Here is a 22715-nt window from a genome sequence, read left to right as displayed (position 1 = left end):
TCAGCGCAGGGCGACCGCCGCGACGAGGCCGTCGGGCGCCTCGAGATCCCATCCGCGCCAGGGGAGGGGCGCGGGCCCGTCGTCACGGCCGCCGTCCCGGATCGCCGCCCGCCACCTCGGGCTCGCATTCACCTGCACGTCGACGCGCGCCGGATCGACCGCGAGCCCGCGACCATCCGCTTTCAGGACCGCCTCGACGCGGGTCCAGGCGGCCGCATCCGCCGTCCCGTCCGTCAGCACCCGCTCCAGGCCGTGGGCGCCGTGGGGAGCGGCGTCGACGCCGAGGCGCGCGCGTCCTCGTGTCATCGCGACCACGGACCATCCCGGCGCGTAGGACACCGACACCGTGGCATCCGTCCCCTCCACGTGCACGCGGCCATGGTCGCCGCCGCAGGCGGGGCAGCGGGAGAGGAATCGCGCCTCGGGGAGCACCTGCGCCAGGAGGCGACGCGACACCGCTCGGCGCGCGACGCCCGCGGGAACCTCGCCCCACGCGATGACGAGACCGGCGGGGAGGGTCACACCTGCGGCTCGTGGGTCTCGATCGCCACGATGCCCGCGCCGGGGTGCTCCACCGGTACATGCACGACGGAGAACGCCGCCGGCTGCAGAGCCGATGCGCTGCCGAGGTAGGACCCGCTCATGGTGCCCGTGGCGAGCGCGAGCTCGTGCAGGATGTCGGGGAGCACGGGGCCGTGACTGGCGAGGACGACGGGTTTGCGCGACCGCACCCGCTGGCCGATGATGGCCCGCGCGTCGGCGCGCCCTTCCTCCCAGGCATCCTGGCTGATCGACTCGGAGAACTGCACGCGCTGACCGATCGCCTGCGCGATGGGCGTCGCGGTGCGCACGCATCGCTCGGCCGGGCTGGAGATCACGCGCCGCACGCCGAACGCGAGCAGCGGGCCCACGATGGCCTGCGCCTGACGTCGTCCGCGGGTGCTGAGGGGCCGGGCGCTGTCGCTCCCGTCCCAGTCGTCCCGCGAGCGCGCCTTCGCGTGCCGCAGCACCACGATGGGGAAGGTGGGGAGGGCGCCCTCGTCGACGATCCGGGAGAACTCCTCGAGGATCTCGATGTCGACGGGGTAGCTCAGGTGCTTGCGAGCCTTCTTCAGGCTCATCCATTCGATCGCCGCGACCTCCTTGTTCGGCACGAACGACGAGGTGCGCACGGCGGCGTCGGTGGCTTCGGCCGCCCAATAGTGCACGATCTTCGTCCGGCCGTTCGGCATCCGGTAGCGGGACACCCCCACGGGGACGCCGAGGGCGACCCGGATTCCGGTCTCTTCCCGGATCTCGCGGACCGCGGTCTCGGCGAGGGTCTCGCCCGGGTCGACTTTCCCCTTGGGCAGCGTGAGGTCGCGGTACTTGGTGCGGTGGATGAGGAGCACGCGGAGCTTGCCCTCGACCACGCGCCACACGACACCGCCCGCGGCGTAGACGGCGGTCTCGGTCACCGCGCCGTCCGCGTGCGCCGCTTACGCTGCACGAGAGCCATCGTGTGCTCCTGCAGATCCACCAACGGCGCTCCGTCGGCGCCGACGCTGTGACGCGTCCATTCGCCTTCCGAGCCCAGGTGCCACGAGCTGGTGCCGTCGTCCATCGCGAGGTCGAACAGCGTCGTCAGCTCGCGGAGCTGGTTCTCGTCGACCACGCGTACGAGGGCCTCGACACGGCGGTCGAGGTTGCGGTGCATCATGTCGGCGCTGCCGATGAAGATCTGCGGGTCTCCGTCGTTCGCGAACGAGAAGATGCGCGAGTGCTCGAGGTAGCGTCCGAGGATCGAGCGCACCGTGATGTTCTCGCTCATCCCCGGCACTCCGGGCTTGATCGAGCAGATCCCGCGCACCCAGACCTCGACGGGGACCCCGGCCTGGCTCGCGCGGTACAGGGCGTCGATGATCTGCTCGTCGACCATCGAGTTGACCTTGATGCGCACGCCCGACGGCTTGCCGGCGAGGGCGTGCTGGCGCTCCTTCTCGATGTGACGCAGCAGCCCCTTGCGCAGGTGCAGGGGAGCGACGAGCAGCCGCTTGAACTTCTTCTCGATCGCGTAGCCGCTGAGCTCGTTGAACAGACGGGTCAGATCGCGCCCGACCTGGTCGTCGACGGTGAAGAGGCCGAAGTCCTCGTAGATGCGACTCGTCTTCGGGTTGTAGTTGCCCGTTCCGACGTGGCTGTAGTGGCGCAGGCGCCCCTCTTCCTCACGGATGACGAGGGCCAACTTGCAGTGGGTCTTCAGGCCCACGAGACCGTAGACCACATGCACGCCGGCCTTCTCGAGCTTGCGGGCCCAAACGATGTTGTTCGCCTCGTCGAAGCGCGCCTTCACCTCGACCAGCGCGAGCACCTGTTTGCCGGCTTCCGCGGCGTCGATGAGCGCCTGCACGATGGGGCTGTCGCCGGAGGTGCGGTACAGGGTCTGTTTGATGGCGAGCACGTGCGGGTCGCGGGCGGCCTGCTCGAGGAAGGCCTGCACGCTCGTCGCGAACGACTCGTAGGGGTGGTGCACGAGGACGTCGCCCTTGCGGATCGCTCCGAACAGGTCGGCGCGCCCGTTCTGCTCGGGCGGCTGGAACGCCAGGGCGGTCTTCGGTACGTGCGGCGGGTAGTGCAGGTCGGGACGGTCGATGCGCGAGAGGTCGAACAGGCCGCGAAGGTCGAGCGAGCCGGGCAGGCGGTAGACCTCCTGCTCCGTGATGTCGAGTTCGCCGAGCAGCAGCGCCCGCGTCACGTCATCCATGTCCTCGGTGATCTCGAGACGGATCGGCGGGCCGAAGCGCCGGCGCAGCAGCTCGGCCTCGAGGGCCTGGATGAGGTTCTCGGTCTCGTCCTCCTCGATCGTCATGTCCTCATTGCGGGTGAGGCGGAACGCGTGGTGATCGAGCACCTCCATCCCCGGGAAAAGGTCGCCGAGGTGGTTGGAGATGAGTTCCTCGAGGGGCAGGTAGCGCACGCCCGGGCCGTCGCCGGCGACCTCGACGAATCGCGGCAGCATGGGGGGCACCTTGAGGCGCGCGAACTCCTGACGCCCGGTGCGGGCGTTGCGGATGCGGATGGCGAGGTTGAGAGATAGCCCCGAGATGTAGGGGAACGGGTGCGCCGGGTCGACCGCGAGCGGCATGAGCACCGGGAAGACGTTGCGCTGGAAGTACTCGGTCAGACGCGCCGCGGTGGCTTCGTCGAGCGAGTCCCAGGTCACGACTTCGATGCCGGACTCGGCCAGGGCGCGGCGCACCTTCTCGGTCCACGCGGCGGCGTGACGCAGCTGCAGGCGGTGGGCCTCGGCGGAGATGTCGGCGAGGACGTCGAGCGGGGCGCGGCCGACGTTGGTGGGGACGGCGAGGCCGGTGACGATGCGGCGCTTGAGACCGGCGACGCGCACCATGAAGAACTCGTCGAGGTTGCTGGCGAAGATGGCCAGGAAGTTGGCGCGCTCCAGAACCGGGACGCGGGGGTCTTCGGCCAGCTCGAGCACGCGCTGGTTGAACGCGAGCCAGCTCAGCTCGCGGTCGAGGTAGCGGTGGTCGGGCAGCTGGTCGTCCGCGACTTCGACGGCCTCGTCGAAGTCGTCGTCGTCGGCGTCGCCGAGCCCGGCATCCAGCGCGTCGTGTTCCATCATCCCCACATCATTGCAGGGGTCGGTGACACGGGAGTGAACACGCGGTTCCGCGCGTCTCAGGCGGGGGCGGATGCCGCCGCGGGCGCGTCGTCCTCGTAGACGTTGAAGCGGTAGCCGACGTTGCGCACGGTGCCGATGAGCTGCTCGAGATCGCCGAGCTTGGCGCGCAGTCGCCGGACGTGCACATCGACCGTGCGGGTGCCACCGAAGTAGTCGTAGCCCCACACCTCGCTGAGCAGCTGCTCGCGCGTGAAGACGCGGGAGGGGTGCGTGGCGAAGAAGTGCAGGAGCTGGAACTCCTTGTAGGTGAGGTCGAGCGGCTTGCCGTGCACCTTGGCCGAATACGACGACTCGTCGATCGTGATGCCGGAGGTCTGGATGCGCGTGGAGACCTGGTCGACCGTGCGGCGGCCCATGGCCAGGCGGATGCGCGCATCGATCTCGGCCGGTCCCGCGCCCACCAGCACGACGTCGTCGATGCCCCAGTCGGTGGACACGGCCGTGAGCCCGCCCTCCGTCACGATGAGGACCAATGGCGCTTCTACCCCGGTGGTCGACATGATCTTGCACAGCGACTTCGCGCCGACGAGGTCGAAGCGCGCGTCGATGAAGATGACGTCCGCGCTGGGCGCGTTGATCAACTGCGCCGCCTCGGCGGGGATCTGGCGCACGCGGTGGCTCAGCAGTTCGAGCGCAGGCAACGCCGCACCGCCGCCGGGGGCGGAGCTGAGAACGAGAAGCTGAGCCAAGTGGACCTCCCCGCGCGGCCTGCCGCGCACCCGATCATCTTAGGGTGACGCGCCGCGACGCACTGTCACCGGCGCTTCGCGTGCACCGACGACGCGTCCTGAGGGAAGATGGGGGCATGTCCACTCCCGACCTCGCCCCGCGGCGCACCTTCGGTGGCATCGTCGCCGTGTGGGTGCTCGCCGCCCTGGCGGGCGTGGCGATCGGTCTGTTCGCCCCCTCGGAGTGGCGCGCCCAGTGGATCAGCGTCGCGCTCGGCGGCTGCATCATCGCCGCGTTCGCGGTGCAGCTCTGGTACGGCCGTTCGCAGGCATTCATCCAGCGCATGGCGCTGAGCAGCCTGGGCGCCCTCGTGGTGCTCGGCGTGATCACGGTCGGTTTCGCGCTGGCCGAGCTCGCCGCCCTCTAAGATCAAAGTATGGATCTTCTCGCGCTCGAACTGTTCTTCGTGGGACTTCTCGGTCTCGCCTCGCTGGCGATCGCCTTCGTGTCGGGAACGGTCATCTGGAACCTCTATCGCGGCCAGCGCTGAGCGCTCCCGTGATCGAGATCCCCACCGACCTCCCGGCCGACCTGGTCCCCCTCTCGTGGCTCGTCGGCGTCTGGGAGGGCACCGGCGTCATCGACTACGAGGCCGACGGCCGCACCTTCTCCGGTGAGTTCGCGCATCGCGTGAGCTTCAGCCACGACGGAGGCGCGTTCCTCAACTACTCGGCCGACGCCTGGCTGCTCGACGGCGAGCAGCGCCGTCCCCTGGTCTCCGAGATCGGGTACTGGCGACTGGCGCGTCCCGCCTCCGATGCCGACGCCGGCCCCGCGCTGCTGCCGGCGACCGCTGCGGCCGTCGACCGGACCGCCGACGACGTGGAGGCGCTGCGCAACGCCGACGGGGGCTTCGACATCGAAGTGAGCCTGGCCCACGCCGACGGCGTGCTCGAGCTGTACGTCGGGCAGGTCAAGGGCCCGCGCATCGACCTCGCGACCGACGCCGTCGTGCGCACAGCGGGAGCCAAGCCCTACTCGGCTGCCACGCGTCTGTACGGCCTCGTCGACAACCACCTGCTTTGGGCGTGGGACATCGCCGCCCTCGGGCGCGAGCTCGGCTCGCACGCCTCGGCCCGTCTCGCCCGGGCGGAGTGACATGAGCGCACTGACCGACGTCCCCGGTGCCGTCGTTGACGAGCGGGGCCTCCGTCACGTCGGTTCGCCCGTCGCGGAACAGCGGAAGCTGGCATCCGGGCGGGCCCTCGCGCCGCTGGGCGACCGACGCGTGATCTCGGTCGGCGGCGAGGACCGCCTGAGCTGGCTCGACTCGCTTTCGTCGCAGGCCCTCACCCACCTCGTCCCGGGAGTGTCGACCGAGCTGCTCATCCTCGATCCGCAGGGCCGCGTCGAGCACGCGGCCGCGGTGGTCGACGACGGCGAGACGGCCTGGCTCATCGTGGACGCGACCGACGCCGAAGCGCTCGCGACCTGGCTGACCCGCATGCGGTTCCGTCTGCGGGTGGAGGTGCGCGAGCGCTCCGACGACCTGTTCGTCGTCGGCGGCACCGGTGCCGCCGTCGCGGCGCTCACGACGGTCGCTCCGGCATGGATCGACCCGTGGCCCGAGGTCTCGCCCGGTGGATGGGCATACGCGCGGGTCGAACCGCATCCGGGTGCCGACCGCGACTGGGCGGAGGCGATCGTGGATGCCGCGGAGCACGCGCGCCTGATCGATGCCGCCGTCGGCGGTGAGGTCGCCCTGGCCGGCCTTGACGCCGTCGAGGCGCTCCGCGTGGCCGCCTGGCGTCCCCGCGTGGGCGTCGACGCCGACGAACGCCTGCTGCCGCACGAGATGGACTGGCTGCGCACCGCCGTGCACCTGTCGAAGGGCTGCTACCGCGGACAGGAGACGGTGGCGAAGGTGCACAACCTCGGTCACCCGCCGCGTCGCGTCGTCGCCCTGCAGCTCGACGGCAGCGACAACATCCTCCCGGCCCGGGGCGACGAGGTGCGCGCCGGCGACGCGGTGATCGGAACCATCACGTCGGTGGCCGTTCACCACGAGGAGGGGCCCATCGCCCTCGCCCTCGTCAAGCGCACCGCCCCCGAGGGGGTCCCGCTCGTCGTCATGACCGCCGACGGCCCGCTCGCCGCTGCCGCAGAGACGGTCGTCCCGGCCGACGCGGGAGCGACCGCCGCGGTTCCGCGTCTGCCGCGCCTGGGCCGCCGCCGCGCGGCGGAATGAGCACCGACGAGTCCTCGACGACCGTCGGGGTCGTCGTCCCTCGTTCGCGCTGGCGGTCGACGTTCGCCCGTCGCGTTCACCGCGTGCGCGAGTCTGTGCCGGCCATCGCGCAGATCGTCGTCGCCGCGACGGCGGCGTTCGCGTTCGCTCATTTCGTGCTCGGTCACCCGGTACCCCTGCTCGCCGCGACCGTCACGGTGTCGAGTCTCGGCCTGGTCCGCGACGCCAGACCGTGGCGGGTGGCGGAGACGGTGCTGGGCATGCTCGTCGGCATCCTCATCGCCGAGGTGGTGCTCCTCCTCGCCGGCGCCGGGTGGTGGCAGATCGCGGTGGCGATGGCCGTCACGCTCGTCGTGGCGCGCTTCCTCTCGCCGCAGCCGGGGTTCGCGCTGGCCGCCGTCGTGCAGTCGCTCATCGCGCTCGTCCTCGTTACGGGCGCACCGTTCCTGCGGCTCGTCGACGGGGCGATCGGCGGTGTCGCGGCCCTGATCGTCACGGCGCTCATCCCAAGGACGCTGCGCCGCACCGAGCTCCGCGACGCCGACGAGCTCTTCGATGCCCTCGATGCGGCGATGGCGACGATCGTGCGAGCCCTGCGCCGCGGCGACCGCGCCCGGGCCGAGCGCGGTCTCGAGCGCGCGCGCGCTCTGCAGACCTATGTCGACGCGTGGACCGGCTCCCTCGAGTCGGGGCGCGAGGTGGCACGCATCTCGCCGTTCCTCCGACGCCAACGCACCGAGCTGCAGCGCCACGAGCGCGTGCGAGAGGCCCTCGATCTCGCGACGCGCAACCTGCGGGTCGTCGCCCGCCGGGCCGCCTATCTGTGCGCCGACGGAGAGCCCCGCCCCGTCCCCGCCGACCTGCTGGCCGACCTCGCCCGCGCCGCGGGGCTCGTGCGCGAGGGACTCGACGACATCTCGCTCGAGCCTGCCGCCCGCGAGACCCTCGCCGCTCTCACCCGGCGCCTCGACCCCGCGCGTCTGCTGCCCGAGGGAGGGGCCGGAGAGCTCAACCTCATCGCCGCGATGCGTCCGCTCGCCGTCGACCTGCTCGTGGCGGCGGGGATGCCCACGGCCGAGGCGCGCGCGCTCCTGCCGCGGATCTGATCACGGCGGTCCTACGGATCGTCCGGTAGCGCGATTCGCTTCGATCCGCGGGAGACCCGAACGGCTCACCGCGGCGCGACCGCCTCCCACGCGGTCGATCCGCGGGAGACCCGGACGGCTCACCGTGGCGCGACCGCCTCCCACGCCACCTCGACCTCACCCAGACGCCATCTCTCGCGCCGGACAAGCGGCCAGCCGTCACCGACGAGGGCCGCCATCGCCGTGCGCCAGCGGTGGGCCGGGCCGAAGGGCGCCACGACCGCCGCGCGCGTCCATTCCCGATCCAGGGATGCCACGAACTCGTGCACGCGCTCGCCCGCGACATTGCGATGGATGAGCGCCTTCGGCAGCCGCTCGGCGGCGATCGCGGGGGAGTCCAGGTGGCGCAGACTCAGCGACACCGTGAGGCTGCGGGGCACGGCATCCGCCCCCACCTCCACCCAGGTGGCGGTGCGGCCGATCTCGTCGCATGTGCCCTCCACGAGGATGCCGCCGGGCTGCAAGCGGCCGCACATGCGCGCCCACGCGTCGGCGACGTCGGCCTCGTCGTACTGCCGCAGCACGTTCATCGCGCGGATCACCGCCGGGCGCCGCCCGCCCGCGACGGGCACTTCGAAGCCGCCGCGTGAGAACGAGACACCCGTGACGCCCACCGCCTGCTCCCGCGCGCGGGCCACCCGGTCGGGGTCGATCTCGAGACCGAGGACCGTGGCATCCGGACGCTGCGTCGTCACACGCGCGAGGAGCTCGAGAGGTGTGACCGCGCTGGCGCCGAAGCCGAGGTCGACGACCAGGGGATCATCGGTGCGCCGCAGCACGGGGTGACGCGCGATCCAGCGATCGACGCGGCGAAGACGGTTGGTGCCCGTGGTGCCGCGCGTGGGGCGTCCGACGGGCGAGGGTGTCACTCGGACATGATGCCAGCAACGCTCGGGAGCGCGGGCCCCGCGTCGATAGCATGGAGTCATGCCTCACACGCTGATCCTCCTCCGCCACGGGCAGAGCGAGTGGAACAAGACCAACCAGTTCACCGGCTGGGTCGACGTGCGACTCACCGACCAGGGCAAGGACGAGGCGAAGCGCGGCGGCGAGCTGCTGGCCGAGTCCGGCGTGCTTCCCGACGTGCTGCACACCTCGGTGCTGAGCCGCGCGATCCAGACGGCGAACATCGCGCTCGACGCGGCCGACCGCCTGTGGATCCCGGTGAAGCGCTCGTGGCGTCTGAACGAGCGTCACTACGGTGCGCTGCAGGGCAAGGACAAGGCGCAGACCCTCGAGGAGTTCGGCAACGAGCAGTTCATGCTGTGGCGCCGTTCGTTCGACGTGCCGCCGCCGCCGCTGCCCGCCGACGACCAGTACAGCCAGGTCGGCGACCCGCGCTACGTGGGCATCGACGGCGAGGTGCCCGACACCGAGTCGCTCGCCATCGTCATCGACCGCATGCTGCCCTACTGGCACTCCGACATCGTGCCCGATCTGCAGTCCGGCAAGACCGTGCTCGTGACCGCTCACGGCAACTCCCTGCGAGGCCTCGTGAAGCACCTCGAGGGGATCAGCGACGCCGACATCGCCGAGCTGAACATCCCCACCGGCATTCCGCTCGTCTACCGTCTCGACGACGACATGAAGCCGCTCGGTCCGGGCGAGTACCTCGACCCCGAGGCCGCCGCCGCCGGAGCCGCGGCGGTCGCCGCGCAGGGCAACAAGCACTGACACCGACGACGAAGGGGTGGATGCCATGGCATCCACCCCTTCGTCGTGTCTACGGTCAGATGGCCGGGCTGGGCTCGGCCTCTTCGTCGGCGCCGGCCCAGTCGCCCGTGGCGAGGTAGACGACCTTCTTGGCGACGGAGACCGCGTGGTCGGCGAAGCGCTCGTGGTAGCGGCTCGCGAGGGTCGCGTCGACCGTGGCGGTGGCCTCGCCCTTCCACGACTCGCCGAGGACCTTCTCGAACACGCTGATGTGCAGCTCGTCGATGTCGTCGTCGGTGTCGCGGATGGACTCCGCGATGCGCAGATCCTGCGTGCGGAGCAGTTCGGCGAGCTTGCGGGCCACCTCGACGTCGAGCTCGCCCATGCGGGTGAACGTCGTGCGCAGGCCCTTGGGGATGGCGCGCTCGGGGAAGCGCGAGCGCGCGAGCTGGGCGATGTGCTCGGCCATGTCGCCCATGCGCTCGAGCGATGCGCTCACGCGCAGAGCGGTGACGACGATGCGCAGATCGCGGGCGACGGGCTGCTGGCGGGCCAGGATCTCGATGGCCAGCTCGTCGAGCTCAACGGCCTTCTCGTCGATGACTGCGTCGGCTTCGATGACCTCTTCGGCGAGGGAGACGTCGCTCGTGCCGAAGGCGCGCGTGGCGCGGTCGATGGCGATCGTCACCAGGTCGGCGATCTCGACCAGGCGGCTCTGGACGTCCTCGAGGGACTGATGGAATACTTCGCGCATCGCGGGTACCTTCCTCGTCGGCGGCACGGCACAAGGGTGTTCCGCAACCCTCGGGGATTCTTCCCAGCGAAGGTTAACGAGTGGTGCTGTGACAGTGAATAGTAGCCGCTGCCGAGGCGGGGGCGGGGGTGAACGGCGGGTGACGCCGCATCCTCCCCTTTACGCTGTGGGTATGGAACAACCGCAGCTCTCGCTGCTCGCGCTCCTGGCGGGTCTCCTCATCGGAGCCGCGGTGGTCGGCCTCATCGCCGGAGCCATCCGCGCCCGGAACCGCACTCTGGCGCAGACCTCGACCGAGGTGCCGGAGGGCGTGGAGGCCATGCTGGATGCGATGGACGACCCCGCCTTCGTGTGCGACACTTCGTCGACGGTGCTGGCGCTGTCCCCGGCGGCGGAGGTGTTCGGCGTGCACGCCGGCGAGGTCATCGCGAGCGAGGAGCTCAAGCGCGTCGCCCGGGTCGCCCGCGACACGGGAGCGGGGATCGCCGAGAACCTGCGGCTGCGTCGAGGCGCGGCCCCGGCGGAGCCGCGTCTCGTCGCCGTGCGCGCCACCCCGATCTCGGGGCGCCTGACCCTTCTGGTGCTGCGCGACATCACCGAGCGGGAGCGCGTCGAGGAGATGCGGCGCGACTTCGTCGCCAACACCAGCCACGAGCTGAAGACGCCCGTCGGGGCCGTGAGCCTGCTGGCCGAGGCCATCGAGTCCGCCGCCGACGATCCCGCCCAGGTGCGCCACTTCTCGACGCGTCTGCTGGCCGAGGTGACCCGGTTGAGCGCCCTGGTCAATCGCATCCTGAGCCTGTCCCGTCTGCAGGCGGCCGACGAGCTGCGCGACGTGCGCGACGTGTCGATCGACGAGGTCGTCACCGCGGCGGTCGAGGCGTACACGGTGCAGGCCGACGCAGCCCAGGTCACTGTCGTCCGCGGGGGCACCAAGGGGCTGTGGGTGCGCGGCGAGCCGCAGATCCTCACCGAGGCGCTCGGCAACCTCGTCGCGAACGCGATCGCCTACTCCCCGGAGGGGTCGAAGGTCGGCGTCGGCGTGAAGCTCGACGACGGGGTGGTCGAGATCGCCGTCACCGACCGGGGCATCGGCATCCCCGAGAGCGACCAGCACCGGGTGTTCGAACGTTTCTACCGCGCTGATCAGGCCCGCTCGCGGCGAACCGGGGGAACGGGCCTCGGCCTCTCCATCGTCAAGCACGCGGTGCAGCGTCACGGCGGCGAAGTCCGCCTGTGGTCCAAACCCGCTCGCGGCTCGACCTTCACCATCCGCCTTCCGCTGTCCGAGGCTCCCGATCTCGACGGCGCCCGTTCCAAACCGCGTCGCAAGGGCCGCAAGGCCGCCTCAGCGACCGCCGCACCCGCGAAGGGAGACACCGCATGACCCGCGTTCTGATCGTCGAGGACGAGCCCGACCTCGCCGACCCGCTGGCCTACCTGCTGCGCCGGGAGGGGTACGAGGTCGAGATCGCCGAGGACGGCGCTCTCGCGCTGGCCGCCTTCCGCGAGCGGGGGGCCGACATCCTGCTGCTGGACCTCATGCTCCCCGGCATGCCGGGCACGGAGGTCTGTCGCCAGCTACGGCTGACCTCACAGGTGCCGATCATCATGCTCACCGCGAAGGACTCCGAGGTCGACATCGTGGTGGGCCTCGAGCTCGGCGCCGACGACTACGTCACGAAGCCCTACTCCACGCGGGAGCTGCTCGCGCGCATGCGCGCCGTGCTGCGCCGCCGCACCCCGGATGACGCCGACCTCGACGACCGCGTGCTCTCCGGCGGGCGGGTCGTGCTCGACATCGACCGCCACACGGTGGCCGTCGACGGGACCGAGATCAGCATCCCCCTGAAGGAGTTCGAACTCCTCGAGGTGCTCATGCGCAACGCCGGACGGGTGCTGACGCGCGGCCAGCTCATCGATCGGGTCTGGGGGACCGATTACTTCGGCGACACCAAGACGCTCGACGTGCACATCAAGCGCATCCGCTCGCGGATCGAGCAGAACCCCAGCGAGCCCAGCATGCTCGTCACGGTCCGCGGCCTCGGCTACCGCTTCGAGGCCTGACACGCGCCTCGCCCGAGAACGAGGAAGGCGCCGACGGAGAACCGTCGGCGCCTTCCTCGTCGAGATCAGGACGCGGGGGTCTCGGAGGGCGAGGGGGTCACGGTCGGCATGACCGGGACAGGGGTCGCCGAGAAGGACGGCAGCGGCGTCGGCGCCAGCGGGGAGAGGTACTCGAGGGCACCGTCGAGCACGGGCACCTGCATGAGCGAGCCTTCGCCGTCACCCGACTGGAAGTAGACCGGGATGGTGGACCCGGGCACGGCCTCGATGTCGTCGAGGCGGAGGGGCTCGGTCTCGCTGGTGAGGTCGCCGAGGCTCAGGGTGCGGTTGGCCGGAACGGTCACGTTCGTCTTCACGGCCGACGACCCCTCGCCGACCTCGATGCGCAGCGTGAGCGAGTCGGTCGTGTCGTTGACGATCGCGGCGACGAGGTTGCCCGTCGTGCCCTCTTCGTCGGCGACGATGAGCGCGTTGCGCACGTGGAGCGGACCGGCCGCGGCGGGTACGTTCACGCCGTCGGAGGCGGAATAGTCGATGGTGGTCGCCTGCGGTGCGATGAGGTTGCACCCCGTCGTGCCCAGCACGACAGCGGCACCCACGGCGATGGACGCGATCAGGCGCGTTTTCACGGATCCTCCAAGAACGGCAGACGACATCGGAATCATCCTACGCGGTCCGAGGCGACGACCCGGCCCCGCCGGCGTCCCACTCGCGCGAGGAGGAGCGGTGCGGGGGTGGGGTCGCCGGGGTGGGCGGAACTCTAGCGCATGCGGGCCTGTGGTATCCTGGATGTTGCCGAAAGGACATAACTCCATGCTTTTTGAGGTTGGCGAGACCGTCGTTTACCCGCACCATGGCGCGGCCACGATCATCGAGGTCAAGGAACGCGTTATCAAGGGTGAGACGAAGAAATACCTGAAGCTCAACGTCACCCAGGGAGACCTCGTGATCGAGGTCCCTGCCGACAACGTCGACCTCGTCGGCGTCCGTGACGTTATCGGCAAGGAGGGTCTCGACCGCGTCTTCGAGGTGCTCCGTGCGCCCTTCACGGAGGAGCCGACCAACTGGTCGCGCCGTTACAAGGCGAACCTCGAGAAGCTCGCTTCGGGCGATGTGATCAAGGTCAGCGAGGTCGTCCGCGACCTGTGGCGCCGCGATCAGGACCGCGGCCTCTCCGCCGGCGAGAAGCGCATGCTCGCCAAGGCGCGTCAGATCCTCGTGTCGGAGCTCGCTCTGGCCGAGAAGACCGACGAAGACCGTGCGAGCGTCGTGCTCGACGAGGTCCTCGCCTCCTGACGTCTTCGACATCGGCGCGCGTCCTCCGGGGCGCGCGCCGTTCGTCGTCGCGGCTACCGCCCGCGCGCTGTCGCGCTAGCTTGAACGGGTGACTCTCACTCCGGTTCCGCGCCTCGCGGTCGTCGTCGTCGCCGCCGGTTCCGGCACCCGTTTGCGAGGTGGCGCGCCCAAAGCCTTCGTCGGCTTGGACGAGCGCACCATCCTGCACCACGCCCTTCGCGGTGTCTTCGCGGCAGAGGCCGCGCAGGTGGTCATCGTCGTGCCGCACGGTTTCGAGGGCGACGCCCTCACCGACGCGCGCGACGCCGCAGGGGCGCGCGCGGATCTCGTCTCCGTCGTCACGGGCGGACAGACGCGTCAGGAATCCGTGTCCGCGGGTCTTGCGGCGCTGTGGGCGGATGTCGACATCGTCCTCGTCCACGACGCGGCACGCGCGCTCACGCCTCCCGCGGTGTTCGACCGCGTCGTCGCGGCGATCGACGCGGGCGCCGTCGCCGTCATCCCGGCCATGCCGGTGGTCGACACGATCAAACGCATCGACCCCGCCGACGGGCGCGTGATCGCGGCGGTCGACCGCTCGGAGTTGGCGGCGGCGCAGACCCCGCAGGGATTCCGCCGCGACGTTCTCGCCGCGGCGCTGCGTGATGCGGAGGCCGATCACACCGACGACGCCGCGGCCGTGGCATCCGTCGGTCACCCCGTGATGACCGTCGAGGGGGACGCGACGGCGTTCAAGATCACCACGGCACCCGACCTCGACCGCGCGCGAGCGCTTCTCGCCGGGCGACCGTCGCCCGAAGTTCCCCCCGCGCCGGCGCCGCGCGGACCGCAGGTGGGCATCGGAACCGACGTGCACGCGTTCGGCGGCGAGGGAGCGCTCTGGCTCGCGGGGCTCGAGTGGCCCGGGGAGATCGCCCTGTCCGGGCACTCCGACGGCGACGCCGTCGCCCACGCGATCGTCGATGCGCTGCTCGCCGCCGCCGGTCTGGGTGACATCGGCACGCACTTCGGCACGGATCGCCCCGAGTTCGCCGGCGCCCACGCCGATGCCTTTCTCTCACACACGGTCGGGCTGCTCGCGGCCGCGGGCTGGCGGGTGGGCAACGTCTCGGTCCAGGTGCAGGCCAACCGGCCGCGGTTCGCCGCGCGACGCGTCGAGGCGGAGCGAATTCTCTCGGCAGCCGTGGGCGCCCCCGTCTCGGTGAGCGCCACGACCACTGACGGCCTCGGCTTCACCGGGCGGACCGAGGGCGTCGCCGCTTTCGCGACCGCGCTCGTGGTGCCCGCCTGAGCGAAGGCGTCAGAGCCGCCGCGTCATGAACGTCGACAGCGGATCGGCCGCGTAGGGCGGGAACGGCGCACACTCCTCGAAACCCTCGCTGGCATACAGTCGGCGCGCGGGGAGGAAGTCGTCGGTGCTGCCCGTCTCCAGCCAGAGACTGCGGATGCCGCGCTCCTGCGCGTCCTCGACGATGTGACGGAGGATCGCGCGTCCGATGCCCTGCCCGAGGAACGCGTCGACGACGCGCATCGACTTGAGTTCCGCGCGCGCGTCGCCGAGGTCTTTGCAGGCGCCGATCCCGGCGAGTTCGTCGTCGACCCAGGCCGACCAGACCGTGATGCCGTCGGCGGTGAGCCCGTCGAGGTCGAGGGCGTGCACGCTCTCGGCGGGGGTGTTCTCGTGCATGCCCGCGAGGTGCGCGATGACGAGGGCGCGGGTGGCATCGGAGGACAGGTCGTCGGGGCGGATCAGGAGGGGCACCCCGGCACCCTAGCCGGGTCGTGTTTCACGCACGGGTCGCGCGGAGGGGCGGCCGGTAGGCTGGGAGAGTGACCGTTCGGCTGTATGACACGAAAGCGCAGGCTCTGCGCGAGTTCGTCCCTCTCGACCCCTCGAACGTCACCCTCTACGTCTGCGGACCGACCGTGCAGTCGGGGCCGCACATCGGCCACGTCCGGGCCGCTCTCGCCTTCGACCTGCTCCGCCGCTGGCTCGGGCACCGTTTCGGCCGCGTCACCTTCGTGCGCAACGTCACCGACATCGACGACAAGGTGCTCGCCAACGCCACGGCCGAGGAGCCGTGGTGGGCGCTCGCGTATCGGATGGAGCTCGAGTTCACGCGGGCCTACGCCGCCGTCGGCATCCTGCCCCCCACCTACGAACCGCGCGCGACCGCCTCGGTGACGCAGATGCAGGAGCTCATCGCCGAGCTCATCGAGCGCGGACACGCCTATGCCGCCGCGGGCGACGTCTACTTCGATGTGCGCTCGTGGCCCGCCTACGGCGAGCTCACGCGGCAGGGCCTGGATGCGATGGAGCCCGCCGCCGACGCCGACCCCCGCGGCAAGCGCGACCCGCACGACTTCGCGCTGTGGAAGGGCGCGAAGGACGGCGAGCCGGACTCCGCGACCTGGGCCTCCCCGTGGGGCGCGGGACGTCCTGGCTGGCACATCGAGTGCTCGGCCATGTCGCGGCGCTATCTGGGACCGGAGTTCGACATCCACGGCGGTGGTCTCGATTTGCGCTTCCCGCATCATGAGAACGAGATCGCGCAGTCGACCGCCGCGGGCGACGCGTTCGCGCGGTACTGGGTGCACAACGGGCTGGTTACCGTCGACGGGCAGAAGATGTCGAAGTCGCTCGGCAACTTCACCCTCGCGGCCGACGTCCTCGTCGCTCACGACCCCCGGGTCGTGCGGTACGCGCTCGCCGCGGCCCACTACCGCTCGAACCTCGACGTGTCGGAGAAGGCGTTCGCCGAGGCGGCCAGCGCCCTCGAGCGCATCTCGACCTTCCGCCAGCGCGTGCTGCGGGCCACCGCCGCAGACGCCCTCGCGATCGTTCCGGAGGATATCCCCGCGGAGTTCGCCGCGGCGATGGATGACGACCTGGGAGTGCCCCAGGCCCTCGCGACGCTGCACGAGACCGTGCGCGCCGGCAACGCCGCCATCGATGCGGGAGATAGCGACGTGGCGCTCGGCGCATACCGCTCGGTCGCCGCGATGCTCGGCATCCTGGGGCTGGACGACGCGGAGCCGGCCGTGGCGACGGATTCTGCCGACGCGGCGCTCGACGCCCTCGTGCAGGAGATGATCGCGCAGCGCGCCCGCGCTCGCGCCGACAAGGACTGGGCTGCCGCCGACCGCATCCGCGATGCCGTCGCCGCCGCCGGAATCACGCTGGAGGACACTCCGGCCGGAACCAATTGGAGTATCGATGCCTAAGCCAGGACGCCCGGGAGCACGCAACCCCGGCAAGAAGAAGGGCCCCCTCAAGGGCACCGGCGGGCACTCCCGCAAGGCGCTCGAGGGACGCGGCCCGACCCCCAAGGCCGAAGACCGCGCCTGGCACCCCGCCGGCAAGCGCAAGGCCGCCGAAGAGCGCTACGCCGCGGCGGGTGGAAAGGGGCGCCCCGGGGTGCGCGCGGTGGGCGGGAACCCCAACCGCAAGAGCCCCAAGGCCTCCGACGACACCGAGACCGTCACCGGCCGCAACTCGGTGCTCGAGGCGCTGCGGGCGAAGATCCCCGCCACCGCGATGTACATCGCGCAGCGCGTCGAGATGGACGACCGCGTCAAGGAGATGCTGTCGATCGCGACGAACCGCGGCATCCCCGTCCTCGAGGTCACCCGTCCCGAGCTCGACCGCATGGCCGGCTTCGACGGTGTGCACCAGGGCGTCGCCCTGAAAGTGCCGCCGTACTCGTACGCCCACCCGCAGGACCTGCTCGAGCAGATCATCGACCGCGGCGAGGTGCCGCTGCTGGTGGCCCTCGACGGCGTGACCGACCCCCGCAACCTCGGCGCGATCATCCGCTCGACGGGCGCGTTCGGCGGTCAGGGCCTCATCCTGCCCCAGCGCCGGTCGGCGAGCGTGAACTCGGCCGCGTGGAAGACAAGCGCGGGAGCAGCAGCCCGCATCCCCGTCGCGCTCGCCGCGAACCTGACTGCCACGCTGAAGGAGTTCAAGAAGCAGGGCGTGTTCGTTCTCGGCCTCGCCGGCGACGGCGATGTGGCGCTGCCATCGCTCGAACTCGCCGACCGCCCGGTCGTGATCGTCGTCGGCTCCGAGGGCAAGGGCCTGTCGCGCCTGGTCACGGAGACGTGCGACCAGGTCGTGTCCATCCCGATCTCCGCAGCGACGGAGTCGCTCAACGCCGGTATCGCGGCATCCGTCGCGCTGTACCAGGTGTCGACTCTGCGCGCGAGCCTCTGACCACCGCCCCCTTGGAAGGAACGCCATGCCCCGCATCGCCGTCATCGGAGGCACCGGCTACGCCGGCAGCCACATCGTGACCGAGGCCGTCCGTCGCGGCCACACCGTCGTCTCGATCGCCCGCACGGTCCCCACCGAGCGTGTCGAGGGGGCCACGTACCTGGAGGGGACGGTGCTCGACGTCCCGGGTCTCGTCGCTCAGCTCGAGGGCGTCGACGTCGTCGTGTCGGCCGTCGCACCGCGCGGCGACATGGAGGGCAAGCTCCGCCCGGCGATCGCGGAGCTCGTCACCGCCCTTCCCGAGAACGTGCGGGTGGGCGTCGTGGGCGGCGCCGGCGGCTCGCTCGTCGCCGAGGGCGGACCGCGCCTCATCGACACCGACGGCTTCGCCGAGGAGTACAAGCCCGAGGCGCGCGAGGCCATTGGCATCCTGGAAGACCTGCAGGCCGATGACACCGGCCGTGACTGGTTCTACGTGCACCCGGCCGGCGGCTTCGGTTCGTGGGCTCCGGGGGAGCGCACCGGCTCCTACCGCGACGGCGGTGACGTGCTCGTCGTCGACGACGGGGGAGACTCCTTCATCGGCGGCGCCGACTTCGCCGTGGCCGTGCTCGACGAGATCGAGAACCCGACGCACACGCGGGAGCGCTTCACCGTCGGGTACTGACCCGCGCGACGCCGAGGCCGCGGCATCCGAGACCTGATCCCGGATGCCGCGGCCTCCGTCATTCCGCGGGGGCGCCCTGTCCGCGAGCTCGCATCAGCATGACGAGGTGACACGCTCGGCGGCCTCCGGCAACTGTGATCTCGATGCCATCGCATGATCTCGGCGGCTAGGGGACGGGTGCGACACCCATGCGTCTCAGACCAGGTCGCGCCAATCGACGAGGTCGGTGTCGGTCGTGGGGACCTCGCCCGTGGCCGGTGCGTCGGCATCGGAGACGGTCGGGATCGACATCGTGTCGGTGGGCGGACCCATGACGGTCGCCTCGTCGCGGCGGTGGCGCAGGACGTCGTCGATGTACGAGCTGACGACCTCGGCGAGGGGGACCGACCGGCCGCGCGCCTGCGACATGTACCAGCGGTGCTCGAGCACTTGGTGGAACACCTCGGCGGGTTCGAGCTTGGCCCGCAGGTCCCACGGGATGGCCATGACAATCGGCTCGAACACGCGCGTGAGCCACTCGTGCGCGACCATCTCTTCGTCGGCGCCGAGGCGCGAGACGCGCGCGCGGAACTCGTCGAGGTCGTTGAGGAGGCGGCGGGCCTGGTTCTCCTCGACATCGAGACCCGTCAGCCGCAGCAGGCGGCGCTGGTGGTGGCCGGCATCCACGACCTTCGGCTGGATGGAGACCTGCGTGCCGTCGCCGGCGGTGCGGATCGACATCTCACCGATGTCGAAGCCGAGGGCGTTGAGACGGTGGACCCGCTCGGTGATGCGCCAGGACTCGTCGACGGCGAACGTCTCTTTGTCGGTGAGGGCAGCCCACAGCGAGTGGTACGACGCCACCAGGCCGTCCGCGACGGCGACGGCATCCACTCCACCCTCCAGGCGCCCGCCGGCCTCGAGGTCCATGATCTCGCCGGCGATGTTGGTGCGGGCGATGTCGAGGTCGTGGGCCCGCTGGCCGGGACTGAGGCGGTTGCCGTGCAGCTCGCCGGTCTCAGCGTCGACGAGGTAGGCGGCGAATTCACCGGCATCACGGCGGAACAGCGTGTTCGACAGCGACACGTCGCCCCAGTAGAAGCCCACGTTGTGCAAGCGCACGAGGAGCACCGCGAGGGCGTCGACGAGACGCGTCGCGGTGTGCGGGCGCAGTACCTGCGTGAAGAGGGCGCGGTAGGGGAGGGAGAACTTCAGGTGCGCGGTGACCAGGGCCGCGGGGAGGGGACGACCCGAGGCGTCGGTGCGCCCGGCGATCACCGCGACGCGGTCGACGCAGGGAGCGTCGAGACGGTCGAGGTTGCCGAGCATGTCGTATTCACGACGGGCCATCTCCTCGGTCGTCTCCTTGATGGCCACGACGCGACCGGAGAGGTTGGCGAAGCGCACGAGGTGGCGGGAGATGCCCTTGGGCAGGGCGACGATGTGGCTGCTCGGCCAATCGGCGAGGCCGGTCGACCACGGCAGCTGCAGAAGGCCCGGGTCGACGGTGCTGGCCGTGATGCTGAGCGATTCGGACACGGATACCTCCGGGAAAACGGTGCGGCGCGCCCCCGGCCCGACGAGGTCGGGATCGGGGACGCGCCGCGTCGATGCGATGGGTCAGGCCGAAGCGATGGCCCGGTCGGTCAGGCGCTCGCCCGACTCGAGGTCGAACACGTGGACGTGTCCGGGGACCGGTGCCAGCACGACCGTCTCGCCCGCGTTGGGGTGACGACGACCGTCGACGCGCGCGACCAGGTCGGTGCGCTTGCCGTTGATGTCGGTGTGGCCGTAGAGGTAGCCGTCGGCGCCGAGCTCCTCGACGAGGTCGACGACCACCGAGAGGCCGCGGCCGTCGGCCGGGGCGACCTGGATGTCTTCGGGACGGACGCCGATGGTGACCTCGGAGCCGTGGGCGCGGCTGATCGTGTCGGCCTCGACGGGGACGACGAGGTCGCCGAACCGCACGCCACCCTCGGCGATGTCGGCGGTGAAGAGGTTCATCGCGGGCGAGCCGATGAAGCCGGCCACGAAGACGTTTTTCGGGGTCTCGTACAGGTCGCGCGGGGTGCCGACCTGCTGGAGCAGGCCGTCCTTGAGGACCGCGATGCGGTCGCCCATGGTGAGGGCCTCGGTCTGGTCGTGCGTGACGTAGACCGTGGTGACCCCCAGGCGGCGCTGCAGCGACGCGATCTGGGTGCGCGTCTGGACGCGCAGCTTGGCGTCGAGGTTCGACAGCGGCTCGTCCATGAGGAAGACCTGGGGCTGACGAACGATCGCGCGGCCCATGGCGACACGCTGACGCTGACCACCCGAGAGGGCCTTGGGCTTGCGGGTCAGGTACTGCTCGAGGTCGAGGAGCTTGGCGGCTTCGAGGACGCGAGCGGCGCGCTCCTCCTTGCCGACGCCGGCGATCTTGAGCGCGAAGCCCATGTTCTCGGCGACGGTCATGTGGGGGTACAGCGCGTAGTTCTGGAAGACCATCGCGATGTCGCGGTCCTTCGGGGGCACGTCGGTGACGTCGCGGTCGCCGATGAGGATGCGACCCGAGTTGACCTCTTCGAGGCCGGCGAGCATGCGCAGCGAGGTGGACTTTCCGCAGCCCGAGGGGCCGACGAGGACGAGGAACTCTCCGTCTGCGACGTCGAGGTTCAGCTTGTCGACCGCGGGGCGGGTTCCGCCCGGGTACAGACGGGTTGCGTTGTCGAAGGTGACGGACGCCATGTTTTCTTCTCCTTCACCGGCAGGTACGTGCCGGACGATCCGTAGTGAATGGAATGAACGGGGGCGACCCCGTGCGTCCGACGTTGGACGCACGGTCAGTATCGCACGTGTCTGGTCATTTCTCAGCCAGCCTCGTTAGCATCGTTGATCGTTCGCTCTACCCGCGCGTTCCCCCCGATTTCATGCGGCAGACGTTTATGCCCGGAAGGTTCCATGTCCCACGACCAGACCCCGAACGTGCCCGCCGAACGCGACCGTCGCGAGGCGGTGCGCGAGAAGGCGCAGCAGGTCAAGGCGAAGCAGACGCGCTGGCGCATCGCGCGCCGCTCGCTGATCGGCGTCGGGGCCGTCGCGGTGATCGCGGTGGGCGCGGTGGGCGTGTCCGCCGCGCTGAACTCGCGTGAGGCGCGTTCGCAGGCCCTGCCCGCCGCGGCGACCGACGACGGCTTCGCCGTGACGACTGCCACGGGTGTCGCCGACCCCCTCGCCGACCAGACCGTCGACGGCAGTGCCGGGACGATGTCGACGGATGCCGCCCCCTCGGCCGCTCCGACGCCCGAGCCCACCGGAACGGCGGCTCCGGTCGACATCCGCGTGTACGTCGACTACATGTCGGCCGAGGCGCACGAGTTCGAAGCGGCGAACGCCACGCAGCTGTCGAAGTGGGTCGCCGACGGCGCCGCGACCCTGTCGTATTACCCGGTCGCCATGCTCACGTCGAAGTCCAACGGCACCAAGTACAGCCTGCGCGCCGCGGGCGCGGCCGCGTGCGTCGCGACCCACGCCTCGGACCGCTTCTTCGCTTACAACCACGAGCTCCTGACCAACCAGCCCGTGGTCGACTCCGACGGCTACAGCGACCAGCAGCTCGCCGACATGGCGCAGGGCGCCGGCGTGAGCGACGTGGCGACGGTGCGCGACTGCATCGAGGACGAGACCTACACCTCGTGGGCGAAGGCCGCGACCGACCGCGCGATCAAGGGTCTGCCCGGCACCGACGGTCAGGCGCTCACCGCCACGCCCACGGTTTTCGTGAACGGCACGGAGTACGTCGGCACCATGAACGACGCGAAGGAATTCGCCCAGTTCGTGCTCACCGTAGACAGCAACGCGTACTACTCCACCGCCACGCCCACTCCGACCCCGTCGGCCACTCCCGCAGGGTGATCGAGCCGCTGCGCCGCGGCGACATATGAGATTCTGGTGACATGAACGACGAGCTCGAGGACTCCCCGCCGCGGCGGTCCCGTGATCAGTTGAAGGTGTGGGTCGAGGAATTCCTCGCGCAGGGCCACGCCGTGACCGGCACCGTCAAGGTCGTCGATCAAGAGGACGCGGACGGTCAGGACACCGGTCTGGTGGTCATGAACCTGCGCAACACCACGGCCTCCATCTACATGCAGCCGCGCGGCTACGACGACCCCCTGTGGGAGGCGACGCTCACCGCGCGTCCCGACGACCTCACGCTCACCCCGCACGACATGGCGAGCCTCGCCGCCGAGCTCGTCATCGCGGGCAACCTCTGCTCGTTCCTGCAATTCAAGTCGCTCGAGTGGGACCGCGAGAGCGGACACCACGCGGAGTGACGTCGTCTCGGGTCGTAGACTCGATCGCC

Annotated in this window: 24 protein-coding genes; 14 read left to right on the top strand and 10 right to left on the bottom strand. The window is 70.7% G+C overall.

What is annotated here, in order from left to right:
- From B0B15_RS13275 to B0B15_RS13260, 4 genes are read right to left on the bottom strand one after another with little or no spacing between them, the layout of a single operon-like run.
- On the bottom strand, nucleotides 1-522 hold the full coding sequence (locus B0B15_RS13275; RefSeq protein ID WP_076676840.1) for a 4'-phosphopantetheinyl transferase family protein: 522 nt from the start codon (nucleotides 520-522) through the stop codon (nucleotides 1-3).
- The gene (locus tag B0B15_RS13270) at nucleotides 519-1457 is read right to left on the bottom strand and encodes an NUDIX hydrolase (RefSeq protein ID WP_076676839.1); all 939 of its coding nucleotides are present in this window, start codon (nucleotides 1455-1457) and stop codon (nucleotides 519-521) included. The genes B0B15_RS13275 and B0B15_RS13270 overlap by 4 nt, the downstream gene beginning before the upstream one ends.
- A complete protein-coding gene (locus B0B15_RS13265) occupies nucleotides 1454-3622 on the bottom strand; it encodes an RNA degradosome polyphosphate kinase (protein WP_076676837.1) in 2169 nt (722 codons plus the stop codon). Before B0B15_RS13265 ends, B0B15_RS13270 begins: the two co-directional genes overlap by 4 nt.
- 56 nt (nucleotides 3623-3678) lie before the next feature.
- Nucleotides 3679-4371 carry a winged helix-turn-helix domain-containing protein gene (locus B0B15_RS13260; protein WP_076676835.1) on the bottom strand — a complete coding sequence of 231 codons (693 nt, stop codon included), beginning with the start codon at nucleotides 4369-4371 and terminating at the stop codon, nucleotides 3679-3681.
- 116 nt (nucleotides 4372-4487) lie between these two features.
- Here B0B15_RS13260 and B0B15_RS13255 point away from each other — a divergent pair, with 116 nt between their 5' ends.
- From B0B15_RS13255 to B0B15_RS13240, 4 genes are all read left to right on the top strand, one after another.
- Complete coding sequence (locus B0B15_RS13255; protein WP_076676833.1) at nucleotides 4488-4778, top strand: hypothetical protein; 291 nt, start codon at nucleotides 4488-4490, stop codon at nucleotides 4776-4778.
- Nucleotides 4779-4909: 131 nt separating this feature from the next.
- On the top strand, nucleotides 4910-5509 hold the full coding sequence (locus tag B0B15_RS13250) for a heme-binding beta-barrel domain-containing protein (RefSeq protein WP_076676831.1): 600 nt from the start codon (nucleotides 4910-4912) through the stop codon (nucleotides 5507-5509).
- A 1-nt stretch (nucleotide 5510) separates the two neighbouring features.
- Nucleotides 5511-6599 (top strand): CAF17-like 4Fe-4S cluster assembly/insertion protein YgfZ, encoded by a 1089-nt coding sequence (locus tag B0B15_RS13245; RefSeq protein ID WP_076676829.1) that lies wholly within the window; start codon nucleotides 5511-5513, stop codon nucleotides 6597-6599.
- A gap of 83 nt (nucleotides 6600-6682) precedes the next feature.
- Nucleotides 6683-7705 carry an FUSC family protein gene (locus B0B15_RS13240; protein WP_083709091.1) on the top strand — a complete coding sequence of 341 codons (1023 nt, stop codon included), beginning with the start codon at nucleotides 6683-6685 and terminating at the stop codon, nucleotides 7703-7705.
- Nucleotides 7706-7824: 119 nt separating this feature from the next.
- Here the strand turns inward: B0B15_RS13240 and B0B15_RS13235 are convergent, their stop codons facing one another.
- The gene (locus B0B15_RS13235; RefSeq protein ID WP_076676825.1) at nucleotides 7825-8613 is read right to left on the bottom strand and encodes a class I SAM-dependent methyltransferase; all 789 of its coding nucleotides are present in this window, start codon (nucleotides 8611-8613) and stop codon (nucleotides 7825-7827) included.
- A 58-nt stretch (nucleotides 8614-8671) separates the two neighbouring features.
- On the opposite strand from B0B15_RS13235, the gene B0B15_RS13230 reads away from it, so the two are divergent.
- Entirely contained in the window at nucleotides 8672-9418 is a 747-nt protein-coding gene (locus B0B15_RS13230) for a phosphoglyceromutase (protein ID WP_076676823.1), read from the top strand.
- 55 nt (nucleotides 9419-9473) lie between these two features.
- Here B0B15_RS13230 and phoU read toward each other — a convergent pair whose 3' ends face one another.
- Nucleotides 9474-10151, bottom strand: a complete 678-nt coding sequence (phoU, locus tag B0B15_RS13225) for a phosphate signaling complex protein PhoU (protein ID WP_076676821.1) — start codon at nucleotides 10149-10151, stop codon at nucleotides 9474-9476.
- 172 nt (nucleotides 10152-10323) lie between these two features.
- Here phoU and B0B15_RS13220 point away from each other — a divergent pair, with 172 nt between their 5' ends.
- Together B0B15_RS13220 and B0B15_RS13215 are read left to right on the top strand one after the other, a co-directional pair.
- Entirely contained in the window at nucleotides 10324-11538 is a 1215-nt protein-coding gene (locus B0B15_RS13220) for a sensor histidine kinase (protein ID WP_076676819.1), read from the top strand.
- Nucleotides 11535-12218 carry a response regulator transcription factor gene (locus B0B15_RS13215; RefSeq protein ID WP_076676817.1) on the top strand — a complete coding sequence of 228 codons (684 nt, stop codon included), beginning with the start codon at nucleotides 11535-11537 and terminating at the stop codon, nucleotides 12216-12218. Before B0B15_RS13220 ends, B0B15_RS13215 begins: the two co-directional genes overlap by 4 nt.
- A gap of 65 nt (nucleotides 12219-12283) precedes the next feature.
- Here B0B15_RS13215 and B0B15_RS13210 read toward each other — a convergent pair whose 3' ends face one another.
- Nucleotides 12284-12847, bottom strand: a complete 564-nt coding sequence (locus B0B15_RS13210; RefSeq protein WP_076676815.1) for a DNA modification methylase — start codon at nucleotides 12845-12847, stop codon at nucleotides 12284-12286.
- Between the two features lie 184 nt (nucleotides 12848-13031).
- On the opposite strand from B0B15_RS13210, the gene B0B15_RS13205 reads away from it, so the two are divergent.
- Both B0B15_RS13205 and B0B15_RS13200 read left to right on the top strand, forming a co-directional pair.
- Entirely contained in the window at nucleotides 13032-13514 is a 483-nt protein-coding gene (locus B0B15_RS13205) for a CarD family transcriptional regulator (protein WP_056229249.1), read from the top strand.
- 88 nt (nucleotides 13515-13602) lie between these two features.
- On the top strand, nucleotides 13603-14805 hold the full coding sequence (locus B0B15_RS13200) for a bifunctional 2-C-methyl-D-erythritol 4-phosphate cytidylyltransferase/2-C-methyl-D-erythritol 2,4-cyclodiphosphate synthase (protein ID WP_076676814.1): 1203 nt from the start codon (nucleotides 13603-13605) through the stop codon (nucleotides 14803-14805).
- A gap of 9 nt (nucleotides 14806-14814) precedes the next feature.
- Here B0B15_RS13200 and B0B15_RS13195 read toward each other — a convergent pair whose 3' ends face one another.
- Entirely contained in the window at nucleotides 14815-15276 is a 462-nt protein-coding gene (locus B0B15_RS13195) for a GNAT family N-acetyltransferase (RefSeq protein ID WP_076676812.1), read from the bottom strand.
- A gap of 68 nt (nucleotides 15277-15344) precedes the next feature.
- Here B0B15_RS13195 and cysS point away from each other — a divergent pair, with 68 nt between their 5' ends.
- Genes cysS through B0B15_RS13180 form a run of 3 tightly spaced genes read left to right on the top strand, consistent with a single transcriptional unit; the run spans nucleotide 15345 to nucleotide 18397 of the window.
- Nucleotides 15345-16739: a cysteine--tRNA ligase gene (gene cysS / locus B0B15_RS13190; RefSeq protein ID WP_076676810.1), complete on the top strand. Its 1395-nt coding sequence runs from the start codon at nucleotides 15345-15347 to the stop codon at nucleotides 16737-16739.
- Nucleotides 16732-17730 carry a 23S rRNA (guanosine(2251)-2'-O)-methyltransferase RlmB gene (gene rlmB, locus B0B15_RS13185; RefSeq protein WP_076676808.1) on the top strand — a complete coding sequence of 333 codons (999 nt, stop codon included), beginning with the start codon at nucleotides 16732-16734 and terminating at the stop codon, nucleotides 17728-17730. The genes cysS and rlmB overlap by 8 nt, the downstream gene beginning before the upstream one ends.
- A 25-nt stretch (nucleotides 17731-17755) precedes the next feature.
- Nucleotides 17756-18397: an NAD(P)-dependent oxidoreductase gene (locus tag B0B15_RS13180; RefSeq protein WP_076676806.1), complete on the top strand. Its 642-nt coding sequence runs from the start codon at nucleotides 17756-17758 to the stop codon at nucleotides 18395-18397.
- A gap of 195 nt (nucleotides 18398-18592) precedes the next feature.
- Here the strand turns inward: B0B15_RS13180 and B0B15_RS13175 are convergent, their stop codons facing one another.
- Nucleotides 18593-19915: a DUF4032 domain-containing protein gene (locus tag B0B15_RS13175; RefSeq protein ID WP_076676804.1), complete on the bottom strand. Its 1323-nt coding sequence runs from the start codon at nucleotides 19913-19915 to the stop codon at nucleotides 18593-18595.
- 81 nt (nucleotides 19916-19996) lie between these two features.
- Nucleotides 19997-21100 carry an ABC transporter ATP-binding protein gene (locus B0B15_RS13170; protein ID WP_076676802.1) on the bottom strand — a complete coding sequence of 368 codons (1104 nt, stop codon included), beginning with the start codon at nucleotides 21098-21100 and terminating at the stop codon, nucleotides 19997-19999.
- A gap of 213 nt (nucleotides 21101-21313) precedes the next feature.
- Here B0B15_RS13170 and B0B15_RS13165 point away from each other — a divergent pair, with 213 nt between their 5' ends.
- Together B0B15_RS13165 and B0B15_RS13160 are read left to right on the top strand one after the other, a co-directional pair.
- Nucleotides 21314-22267 (top strand): DsbA family protein, encoded by a 954-nt coding sequence (locus tag B0B15_RS13165; RefSeq protein ID WP_076676800.1) that lies wholly within the window; start codon nucleotides 21314-21316, stop codon nucleotides 22265-22267.
- A gap of 41 nt (nucleotides 22268-22308) precedes the next feature.
- The gene (locus B0B15_RS13160; RefSeq protein WP_076676798.1) at nucleotides 22309-22686 is read left to right on the top strand and encodes a hypothetical protein; all 378 of its coding nucleotides are present in this window, start codon (nucleotides 22309-22311) and stop codon (nucleotides 22684-22686) included.
- The last annotated feature ends 29 nt before the right edge of the window (nucleotides 22687-22715 follow it).

Source organism: Microbacterium sp. RU1D (genome assembly GCF_900156435.1).
Taxonomy (GTDB): domain Bacteria; phylum Actinomycetota; class Actinomycetes; order Actinomycetales; family Microbacteriaceae; genus Microbacterium.
The sequence above is the reverse complement of the archived record's forward strand: the minus strand, read 5'-3'. Positions and strand labels throughout refer to the sequence as shown.

Excerpts from the sequence above, each read along its gene's own strand:
- B0B15_RS13265 (WP_076676837.1), bottom strand. The coding sequence starts at position 3,622 with ATGATGGAACACGACGCGCTGGATGCCGGGCTCGGCGACGCCGACGAC.
- B0B15_RS13255 (WP_076676833.1), top strand. The coding sequence starts at position 4,488 with ATGTCCACTCCCGACCTCGCCCCGCGGCGCACCTTCGGTGGCATCGTC.
- B0B15_RS13245 (WP_076676829.1), top strand. The coding sequence starts at position 5,511 with ATGAGCGCACTGACCGACGTCCCCGGTGCCGTCGTTGACGAGCGGGGC.
- B0B15_RS13230 (WP_076676823.1), top strand. The coding sequence starts at position 8,672 with ATGCCTCACACGCTGATCCTCCTCCGCCACGGGCAGAGCGAGTGGAAC.
- phoU (WP_076676821.1), bottom strand. The coding sequence starts at position 10,151 with ATGCGCGAAGTATTCCATCAGTCCCTCGAGGACGTCCAGAGCCGCCTG.
- B0B15_RS13220 (WP_076676819.1), top strand. The coding sequence starts at position 10,324 with ATGGAACAACCGCAGCTCTCGCTGCTCGCGCTCCTGGCGGGTCTCCTC.
- B0B15_RS13215 (WP_076676817.1), top strand. The coding sequence starts at position 11,535 with ATGACCCGCGTTCTGATCGTCGAGGACGAGCCCGACCTCGCCGACCCG.
- B0B15_RS13205 (WP_056229249.1), top strand. The coding sequence starts at position 13,032 with ATGCTTTTTGAGGTTGGCGAGACCGTCGTTTACCCGCACCATGGCGCG.
- rlmB (WP_076676808.1), top strand. The coding sequence starts at position 16,732 with ATGCCTAAGCCAGGACGCCCGGGAGCACGCAACCCCGGCAAGAAGAAG.
- B0B15_RS13180 (WP_076676806.1), top strand. The coding sequence starts at position 17,756 with ATGCCCCGCATCGCCGTCATCGGAGGCACCGGCTACGCCGGCAGCCAC.
- B0B15_RS13170 (WP_076676802.1), bottom strand. The coding sequence starts at position 21,100 with ATGGCGTCCGTCACCTTCGACAACGCAACCCGTCTGTACCCGGGCGGA.
- B0B15_RS13165 (WP_076676800.1), top strand. The coding sequence starts at position 21,314 with ATGTCCCACGACCAGACCCCGAACGTGCCCGCCGAACGCGACCGTCGC.
- B0B15_RS13160 (WP_076676798.1), top strand. The coding sequence starts at position 22,309 with ATGAACGACGAGCTCGAGGACTCCCCGCCGCGGCGGTCCCGTGATCAG.